Consider the following 9,274-nt stretch of genomic DNA (forward strand, 5'->3'; position numbering starts at 1 on the left):
CCAGCTCGCTCGTGCAATTCCCGGCAATCTATTGCTTTCGCTCTCGCGCGTGTCTGCGCCATCGTGCGCACCGGCATCGTTCGTGCCAGCGATCAGCTCTCCTGAATCCGCAACTCTTGCGACAGGGGAAAGGAACATACCCAAGTGACCAACGGAACCGACCGCGCCGACAGCGCGGCCAACACCGCCCGTCTTTCCGCCATGAAGGTGGCCGAGCTGCAAGAGCTCGCATCGTCTCTCGGACTCGCGAGCGGCAAGCTCCGAAAGGGAGATCTCGTCGAACTGATCTCCACCCACCAGCTCGCCGTCGCCGGCGAGTCGGCAGCGTCGGCCGACGTCGCCGAGCTCGCGGCGCCGAACGCGGCCGCGCCGCTCGAGCTCGACGTGCCCGTCGCGGCCGCAGCGCCCGAGGCGCCGGCCGCAGCGGTCGTGACGGATGTCGTGGCTGAAGCGCCCGCGACCACCGCACCGACCCGGCAACGACGTCAACCCCGTCGTGCCACGAGCGCGACGACCTCGGCCGTGCAGCACGTCAACGGCGGGGGGGCCGGTGTCGCCCTCGTTCCCGCGGCCGACGCAGCCGTTCCCGCCACGACGGCGGCGGCGCCCGCTGCTGCGCCGACTTCGGCGCCCGAGAGCGACGACGCACGTGAGGCCGCTCGCGCCGCCGTGCGCGAAGAGCTCGCCGCGGCGACCGGTGAAGGCGCTCGCGCCGCCCAGCCGAACGAGACCGACGGCGACGCCGCGGCATCCGAAGAGCCCCGCCAGGGTCGCAGCCGCAACCGCGGCCGTCGGGGCGGTGAGCGCGGCGATCGCGCCGAGCGCGGCGACGACGCCCAGAAGGGCGAGCAGAAGCAGGGCGAGCGCCAGTCCGGCCGTCAGAACGGCGAGCAGGCTCGCAAGGGCGACGAGCAGGGCGCCAAGTCCGGCGAGCCGCGCCAGGGCGGCGACGCCGACAAGTCCAAGCAGGGCGAGGGCCGCGGCCGCGACGGCCAGGCTCGCGATGGCCAGAACCGTGACGGTCAGGCCCGTGATGGTCAGAACCGTGACGGTCAGGCCCGTGATGGTCAGAACCGTGACGGTCAGGCCCGTGATGGTCAGAACCGTGACGGTCAGGCCCGTGACGGTCAGGCGCAGCTCGACGGCGAAGGCGGCCGTCGCAACCGCTACCGCGATCGCAAGCGTCGCGGTCAGGGCATGGGCGACGAGCTCGAGCCCGAGATCCTCGACGACGACGTGCTGATCCCCATCGCGGGCATCCTCGACGTGCTCGACAACTACGCGTTCGTTCGCACGACCGGCTACCTGCCGGGCCCGAGCGACGTCTACGTCTCGCTCGGCCAGGTGAAGAAGTACAACCTGCGCAAGGGCGATGCGGTCGTCGGCGCCATCAAGCAGCCGCGCGACAACGACTCGAACAGCCGTCAGAAGTACAACGCGCTCGTGAAGGTCGACTCGATCAACGGCCAGACGACCGACGAGGCCGCCGCCCGGGTCGAATTCCAGAGCCTCACGCCGCTGTACCCGCAAGAGCGACTGCGCCTCGAGACCGAGCCGACCAAGCTCACGCAGCGCATCATCGACCTCATCGCCCCGATCGGCAAGGGCCAGCGCGGCCTCATCGTCGCGCCCCCGAAGGCCGGCAAGACGATCGTGCTGCAGCAGATCGCCAACGCGATCTCGATCAACAACCCCGAGGTGCACCTCATGGTCGTGCTGGTCGACGAGCGCCCCGAAGAGGTCACCGACATGCAGCGCACGGTGAAGGGCGAGGTCATCGCCTCGACCTTCGACCGCCCTGCTGAAGACCACACGACGGTCGCCGAGCTCGCCATCGAGCGTGCCAAGCGACTCGTCGAGCTCGGTCACGACGTCGTCGTGCTGCTCGACTCGATCACCCGCCTCGGCCGCGCGTACAACCTGGCCGCACCGGCGTCCGGTCGCATCCTCTCGGGCGGTGTCGACGCTTCGGCGCTGTACCCGCCGAAGCGCTTCTTCGGTGCCGCCCGCAACATCGAGAACGGCGGCTCGCTGACCATCCTCGCCACGGCGCTCGTCGAGACCGGGTCGAAGATGGACGAGGTGATCTTCGAGGAGTTCAAGGGCACCGGCAACTCCGAACTGCGCCTCTCGCGCCAGCTCGCCGACAAGCGCATCTTCCCGGCGGTCGACGTCAATGCGTCGTCCACGCGCCGCGAAGAGATGCTGCTCTCGGCCGACGAGGTCAAGATCACCTGGCAGCTGCGCCGTGCCCTCGCGGGCCTCGAGCAGCAGCAGGCGCTCGAGGCCGTGCTCGGCCGCCTGAAAGAGACGCAGTCGAACGTCGAGTTCCTCATGCTCATGCAGAAGTCGATGCCGGTCGCCACCGGTCACGGCAACTCGCACGGGCACGAGTCCGACCACCGCTGAGGCGCCCGTGTTCGAGTCCGTCCAGAGCCTGCTCGCCGAGCACGCGCAGCTGCAAGATGAGCTCGCCGACCCGGCGCTGCACGCCGACGCCGCGCGCGCGAAGAAGGTCAATCGGCGCTACGCCGAGCTGAGCCGCATCGTCGCCGCGCACTCGGCGTGGCTCGAGGCCCAAGACGACCTCGCTGCAGCGCGTGAGCTCGCGAAAGAGGACGACGCGTTCGCCGAAGAGGTGCCCGCGCTCGAAGAGGGGCTCGCTGCGGCGCAGGAGCGGCTTCGGCGGCTCCTGATCCCGCGCGACCCCGACGACGGCCGCGACGTGATCATGGAGATCAAGGGCGGCGAGGGCGGCGCCGAGAGCGCCCTCTTCGCCGCGGACCTGCTGCGCATGTACATCCAGTACGCGCAGTCGAAGGGCTGGAAGGTCGAGCTGCTCGACCAGAACGAGTCCGACCTCGGCGGCTACAAAGACGTGCAGGTGGCGATCAAGTCGAACGCGACCGACCCGTCGCAGGGCGTCTGGGCGCACCTCAAGTACGAGGGCGGCGTGCACCGCGTGCAGCGCGTGCCCGTCACCGAGACGCAGGGGCGCATCCACACCTCGACGACGGGCGTGCTCGTCTTCCCCGAGGTCGACGAGCCCGAAGAGGTCGACATCAGCCAGAACGACCTGAAGATCGACGTCTACCGGTCGAGCGGACCCGGCGGCCAGTCGGTCAACACGACCGACTCCGCGGTGCGCATCACGCACCTGCCGACCGGCATCGTCGTCTCGATGCAGAACGAGAAGTCGCAGCTGCAGAACCGCGAGGCCGCGATGCGCGTGCTCCGCGCGCGCATCCTCGCACGTCAGCAGGAGGAGATCGCGGCGGCCGCGTCCGACGCCCGCAAGTCGCAGATCCGCTCGATGGACCGCTCGGAGCGCATCCGCACGTACAACTTCCCCGAGAACCGCATCGCCGATCACCGCACCGGGTACAAGGCCTACAACCTCGACCAGGTCATGAACGGCGCGCTCGACCCGATCATCGAGTCGGCGATCCAGGCCGACGAAGAGGCGCGGCTCGCTCACCTCGGCGACCAGTAGCCGCGCGCCGACCTCTTTCACGCGAACGGCCACTTGATGCCGCCTCCAGCGCGATGGGGCGGCATCGAGTGTCCGTTCGTCGGATGGGGAGGGCCGGACAGCGCAGACGGGCACGGCGCGCCGAACGGCTCGGACATGCCAGCCCAGGCGGCTCGGACATGCCAGTCCAGGCGGCTCGGACATGCCAGTCCAGGCGGCTCAGGCGTGCCAGTCCAGGCGGCTCAGGCGTGCCAGTCCAGGCGGCTCAGGCGTGCCAGTCCAGGCAGCTCAGATGTGCCAGTCGTGGATGCCGCGCGCGGCGTCGGCCGTCTCATGCGAGAGCGGCTTGAAGGTCGCGGGGATCCCGACGATGAGCGAGTGCGCCGGGGCATCCTTCGTCACGACCGCGTTCGCACCGATCGCGCTCCACGCGCCGATCGTGATGTCGCCGAGCACCTTGGCACCGGCGCCCACCGTCACGCCGTCGTCGAGAGTCGGATGCCGCTTGGTGCCGCGCCCCGCGCCGCGCGACGCCTTTCCGCCGAGGGTGACACCGTGGTAGAGCATGACGTCGTCGCCGATGATCGAGGTCTCGCCGACGACGACGCCCATGCCGTGGTCGATGAAGAACCGGCGGCCGATCGTGGCGCCGGGGTGGATCTCGACGCCCGTGAGGAACCGCATGAGCTGCGAGACGAGCCGCGCGGGCAGGCGCAGCCCGCCGCGCCAGAGCACGTGTGCGAGCCGGTAGCCCCAGATGGCGTGCAGGCCGGAGTAGGCGAGGAACACCTCGAGGTTTCCGCGGGAGGCGGGGTCGTGCGCGCGCGCCGTCGCGATGTCCTCGCGGAGTGCTCGGAAGAAGTTCACATCGATAGTCAATCAGTCTGTACGTCGTTCGGATGCACCGAGCGCCCGGCCAGCGCGTCGACGCTGCGCCGGGCGCTCGCGGGCGCTCAGTCTCGCAGGTCTTCGTACAGCACCGTCGACACGTAGCGCTCGCCGAAGTCGGGCACGACGACGACGATCGTCTTGCCGTCGTTCTCGGGGCGCTTCGCGACCTCGAGGGCCGCCCAGACGGCCGCGCCCGACGAGATGCCGCCGAGGATGGCCTCGTCGGTCGCGAGCTTGCGGGCGGTCGCGATGGCGTCGCTCGTCGCGACGTCGACGACCTCGTCGTAGACCTCGCGGTCGAGCACGTCGGGCACGAAGTTCGCGCCGAGGCCCTGGATCTTGTGGGGGCCGGCGGTGCCCTGCGTGAGGATGGGGGAGTCGGCCGGCTCGACCGCGACGACCTGCACGCCGGGCTTCTGCTCCTTGAGGTAGCGCCCGGCGCCCGTGATGGTGCCGCCCGTGCCGATGCCCGAGACGAGGATGTCGACGCCGCCGTCGGTGTCGGCCCAGATCTCGGGGCCGGTCGTCGCGTAGTGGATCGCCGGGTTCGCCTCGTTCTCGAACTGGCGTGCGAGGATCGCGCCGGGCGTGGCCTCGACGATCTCGTTCGCCTTCGCGACGGCGCCCTTCATGCCCTCGGCCCCCGGGGTGAGCACGATCTCGGCACCGTAGGCGCGCAGCAGCACTCGGCGTTCGACGCTCATGGTCTCGGGCATGGCGAGCACGACACGGTAGCCGCGCGCCGCACCGACGAGGGCGAGCGCGATACCGGTGTTGCCGCTCGTGGCCTCGACGATCGTGCCGCCCGCGGTGAGCGCGCCCGACTTCTCGGCCGCGTCGATGATGGCCACGCCGATGCGGTCCTTCACGCTCGCGGCCGGGTTGTAGAACTCGAGCTTGGCCAGCACCGTGGCGCCTGCGCCCTCGGTGAGCCGGTTCAGGCGCACGAGCGGAGTGCGGCCGACGACCTCGGTGATGTTCTCGTAGATCTGCGCCATGGGCTTGCCTCTCGAATCGGTGGTGACGGTGCGACGGATGAAGGGGATGAAGACGGCCTCAGCCTAGGCTTCGGCTCGTATCGAGGCGAGTGCGTTACATTCCATTGCGTGGATACGACACCCCCCGACGCCCGTGCGCGATCACTGCGCGACCTTCGAGCACAGGCGGTCGCCGCGCTCGCGTCGGCGGGACTGCCCGACTCCGAGGTCGATGCCGAGCTCCTGCTCGGCCATGTGCTCGGGCTCTCGCGTGGCGAGCTGCAGGCTCGCATGGTCGTCGGCGGCGAGATGAGCGAGGCGGATGCCGCGGCACTCGACGCGCTCGTCGGGCGTCGGGCCCGGCGCGAGCCGCTGCAGCACATCACGGGGCGTGCGGCGTTCCGCAACCTCGACCTGCAGGTCGGCCCCGGGGTCTTCGTGCCGCGGCCCGAGACCGAGCAGGTCGCCCAGCTCGCGATCGACGCGCTCGCCTCTTCGGCGGAGCCCGAGCCCATCGGCGTCGACCTCGGCACGGGCAGCGGCGCCATCGCGCTCGCGCTCGCGACCGAGGTGCCGCACGCGAGGGTGTGGGCGGTCGAGAAATCGCCAGAGGCGTTCGTGTGGGCGAAGCGCAACGTGGCCGAGGCGGCCGCGCCCAATCTCGAGCTCGTCTTCGGCGACCTCGCCGACGCCCTGCCCGAACTCGACGGCCTGGTGGCGGTCGTGGTGTCGAACCCGCCGTACGTTCCCCTCCGCGAGATGCCTCGCGACCCCGAGGTACGCCTCCACGACCCCGAGCTCGCGCTCTACGGCGGCGCCGACGGGCTCGACGTCGTGCGAGTGCTCTCCCGACGCGCGCTCGCGCTGCTGCGCCCGGGCGGCGTGCTCGTGATCGAGCACGGCGAGCAGCAATCGGCGTCGATCGCCGAGGTGCTCGCGGCCGACGGCTGGCGGGCGATCGCACACCACCGCGATCTCACGACGCGCGAACGGGCGACCACGGCGGTGCGCTGAGCGCTCAGCGCCGTGCGCTACTCCGGCTTCGCCCGCTCCGCCTTCTCTCGCGCGACCTTCTCGCGCTCGAGCGCGTGCTTGATCGCCTCGCGTTCGCGCTTCTGCGCCTCGCGCAGCGCCTTCTCGGCCTCCCGCCGTGCCTTCGCCGCCTCGCGGACCTGCTTGTCGCGCGGGAGTTCGAGCGCCGGCGGCAACTGCGCCCCGGCGGTGACGCCGGCGGCGCCGGACTCCATCCGGCCCACATGGTGCTCGATGCCGTCGAGGATCCGCTCGAGGCCGAACGAGAAGTCGTCGTCGCTCTCGTCGGGATCGGCGCCGGGTTCCGCGACGTACCCGCCCGCGGCGAAGAGCGGGCTCAGGTACGGGAAGCGTTCAGGGGTCACGAGTTCGGCGAGCGCCTCGAAGAAGCTCGCCCCGGTGACGTCCGCGGGGTCGGCCGCTGCCGCTGCGGCAGCGGCGATGTCGCGTTCCTGTGCGCCGGTGGCCCGCGCGTAGCTCGTGAGCAGCAGCAGGGTCGACATCTTCTCGCCGTCGCTGAGCGGGAGTGCGCGCACCTCGCGCAGGAACCAGTCGACGATGAGCAGGCTGTTCGGCGTGATCGGCGCGCCCGAGACGGGGATGTCGACGAGCCACGGGTGCTCGCGGTAGGCCGCGCGCATCGCGAACACCCACGCCCTGACGCCGTCGCGCCAGCCGCGTTCGACCGTCTCGTCGGGCACCGGGGGCGTGACCGCGCCCTCCTGCATGAGCAGGATCAGGTCGTCCTTGCTCGTGACGTAGCGGTAGAGCGACATCGTCGTGAAGCCGAGAGAGGCGGCGACCCGGCTCATCGACACGGCGCCGAGGCCCTCGGCATCGGCGATCTCGATGGCGGCGTCGACGATGCGCTCGATCGAGAGCTCGCGCTTCGGTCCGCGCTGCGGGTGGGTCGCGACGCCCCACGCGAGCGCCACCCCTCTGGGGAGTTCGGGGTCGCGTCGCTCGGGGCTCACACGCTCGGGGCTCACAGGGGGTCCGTTCTCGAAAGGGTGTTGACGACAGTCTAGAACTGTGTATTACTTAAACAACAGTGCATCATATAAACAGTTTGCGCCACACGCAGAAGAGGTGCAACGAGAGAACAGGAGAGATCCATGTCAGTCGCGATCGACACGCACGGGCTCCGCAAACGGTTCGGGTCGACGGAAGTGCTCGCGGGCCTCGACCTCAGCGTGCCCACGGGGTCGGTGTTCGCCCTGCTCGGCCCGAACGGCGCCGGCAAGACGACCACCATCAACATCCTGACGACACTTGTGAAACCCGATGCCGGCGTCGCACGGGTCGCGGGCTTCGACGTCGCCGCGTCGCCCGAGGAGGTGAAGCAGCGCATCGCCCTCACCGGCCAGTCCGCCGCCGTCGACGAGGTGCTCACCGGCACCGAGAACCTCGTCATGATGGGCCGGCTCTCGGGGCTCGGTCGACCGCAGGCACGGAGCCGCGCGGCCGAACTGCTCGAACGGTTCGATCTGACGGATGCCGCGCGCCGGCGTCTCGGCACCTACTCCGGAGGCATGCGCCGCCGTCTCGACCTCGCCCTCAGCCTCGTCGTCGACGTGCCGATCCTGTTCCTCGACGAGCCGACCACGGGCCTCGACACGCGCAGCCGTCAGGAGCTCTGGAATGTCATCCGCGGGCTCACCGAGGCCGGCACGACGGTCTTCCTCACGACGCAGTACCTCGAGGAGGCCGATCGGCTCGCCGACCGCATCGCCGTCCTCGATCGGGGCCGCATCGCAGCAGAGGGCACGGCCGACGAGCTGAAGGCGCGCATCGGCGGCGACGTCGTCGAGCTCCGCGGCGCCGAGGGCGAACTGCTGCTCGAGCTGCCGACCGACGGCAGCGTGCACGGCCTCCGCGCCGCCATCGACCTGCTCGACCACTCGCCGGCCTCGGCCGCCGCGGGCGCACAGGTGTCCATCCGCCGCCCGAGCCTCGACGACGTGTTCCTCGCGATCACCGCCGGCCCCGCGACATCCGCCCCGGCGTTCGTCGAAACCGCGGCGCTCATCGAATCGAAGTGACGACCATGACCACCCTGACGACCACTGCCACGACCACTGCTGCTGCCATCGCACCGGCTCCCGCCCCTGCCCGAGCGAAGCTCGGCCCGTTCACCGCCGAGTCGACGTTCATCGTCCGCAGCTTCCGGCACTCGGTGCGCGATATCGACGCCATGCTCATGGCGGTCCTGCTGCCGACGATGCTCATGCTGATGTTCACGTTCATCTTCGGCAACGCGATCGACCCCTCGGGCGGCTACGTCGACTACGTCGTGCCCGGCATCATCCTGCTCTGCGCGGGATTCGGCGCCTCGTCGACGGCCATCTCGGTCTCCCGCGACATGACGACGGGCATCATCGACCGGTTCCGCACCATGCCGCTGCGAAGCGGGGCGGTGACCACGGGCCACGTCGTCGCGAGCCTCGCCCGCAACCTCGTCGCGACGGGCGTCGTGATCGCGGTGGCCCTCCTCGTCGGCTTCCGGCCGAGCGCGACGCCGCTCGAATGGCTCGCGGTGCTCGGCCTCGTCGCCCTCTACATCCTCGCGATCACCTACCTCTTCGCGGCGATCGGCCTCGCGGCGTCGAGCCCCGAGGCGGCGAGCGGCTACGGATTCATCCTGCTGTTCCTGCCCTACCTCTCGAGCGCCTTCGTGCCGGTCGAGACGATGCCCGAGTGGCTGCAGTGGGTCGCCGAGAACCAGCCGATCACCCCGGTCATCGAGACGATCAGGGGGTTGCTCATGGGCACGCCGATCGGCGACTCCGCATGGTGGGCGATCGGCTGGTGCGTCGGCATCGTCGTCGTCTCCGTCATCTGGGGCGGCGAGCTGTTCCGGCGCAGGGCGGGCCGCCGCTGACGCGGTCGAACGGCAGCGGAT

Annotated in this window: 8 protein-coding genes; 5 read left to right on the forward strand and 3 right to left on the reverse strand. The window is 70.3% G+C overall.

Annotation, left to right across the window (positions count from 1 at the left end; translation table 11 throughout):
• The first annotated feature begins 144 nt into the window (after positions 1 to 144).
• Both rho and prfA read left to right on the forward strand, forming a co-directional pair.
• On the forward strand, positions 145 to 2,409 hold the full coding sequence (gene rho / locus ACWGST_RS13335) for a transcription termination factor Rho (RefSeq protein ID WP_452047153.1): 2,265 nt from the start codon (positions 145 to 147) through the stop codon (positions 2,407 to 2,409).
• A 7-nt stretch (positions 2,410 to 2,416) separates the two neighbouring features.
• Positions 2,417 to 3,493, forward strand: coding sequence for a peptide chain release factor 1 (gene prfA, locus ACWGST_RS13340; protein ID WP_452047154.1), 1,077 nt, complete (start codon positions 2,417 to 2,419; stop codon positions 3,491 to 3,493).
• Between the two features lie 267 nt (positions 3,494 to 3,760).
• Here the strand turns inward: prfA and epsC are convergent, their stop codons facing one another.
• Entirely contained in the window at positions 3,761 to 4,339 is a 579-nt protein-coding gene (gene epsC, locus ACWGST_RS13345) for a serine O-acetyltransferase EpsC (RefSeq protein WP_452047155.1), read from the reverse strand.
• Between the two features lie 86 nt (positions 4,340 to 4,425).
• Complete coding sequence (gene cysK, locus ACWGST_RS13350) at positions 4,426 to 5,361, reverse strand: cysteine synthase A (protein WP_452047156.1); 936 nt, start codon at positions 5,359 to 5,361, stop codon at positions 4,426 to 4,428.
• 108 nt (positions 5,362 to 5,469) lie between these two features.
• On the opposite strand from cysK, the gene prmC reads away from it, so the two are divergent.
• A complete protein-coding gene (gene prmC / locus ACWGST_RS13355; RefSeq protein WP_452047157.1) occupies positions 5,470 to 6,354 on the forward strand; it encodes a peptide chain release factor N(5)-glutamine methyltransferase in 885 nt (294 codons plus the stop codon).
• A gap of 17 nt (positions 6,355 to 6,371) precedes the next feature.
• On the opposite strand, the gene ACWGST_RS13360 is transcribed toward prmC, so the two are convergent.
• Positions 6,372 to 7,361 carry a TetR/AcrR family transcriptional regulator C-terminal domain-containing protein gene (locus tag ACWGST_RS13360; protein ID WP_452047158.1) on the reverse strand — a complete coding sequence of 330 codons (990 nt, stop codon included), beginning with the start codon at positions 7,359 to 7,361 and terminating at the stop codon, positions 6,372 to 6,374.
• A gap of 126 nt (positions 7,362 to 7,487) precedes the next feature.
• On the opposite strand from ACWGST_RS13360, the gene ACWGST_RS13365 reads away from it, so the two are divergent.
• Positions 7,488 to 8,414, forward strand: coding sequence for an ATP-binding cassette domain-containing protein (locus ACWGST_RS13365; protein WP_452047159.1), 927 nt, complete (start codon positions 7,488 to 7,490; stop codon positions 8,412 to 8,414).
• Positions 8,415 to 8,419: 5 nt separating this feature from the next.
• Positions 8,420 to 9,253 (forward strand): ABC transporter permease, encoded by an 834-nt coding sequence (locus tag ACWGST_RS13370; RefSeq protein WP_452047160.1) that lies wholly within the window; start codon positions 8,420 to 8,422, stop codon positions 9,251 to 9,253.
• Positions 9,254 to 9,274 lie beyond the last annotated feature (21 nt).

The organism is Agromyces sp. NPDC055520, from assembly GCF_053619715.1.

Bases quoted from the DNA above. Each gene is read 5' to 3' on its own strand.
- cysK (WP_452047156.1), bottom strand. From the start codon at position 5,361: ATGGCGCAGATCTACGAGAACATCACCGAGGTCGTCGGCCGCACTCCG.
- ACWGST_RS13365 (WP_452047159.1), top strand. From the start codon at position 7,488: ATGTCAGTCGCGATCGACACGCACGGGCTCCGCAAACGGTTCGGGTCG.
- ACWGST_RS13370 (WP_452047160.1), top strand. From the start codon at position 8,420: ATGACCACCCTGACGACCACTGCCACGACCACTGCTGCTGCCATCGCA.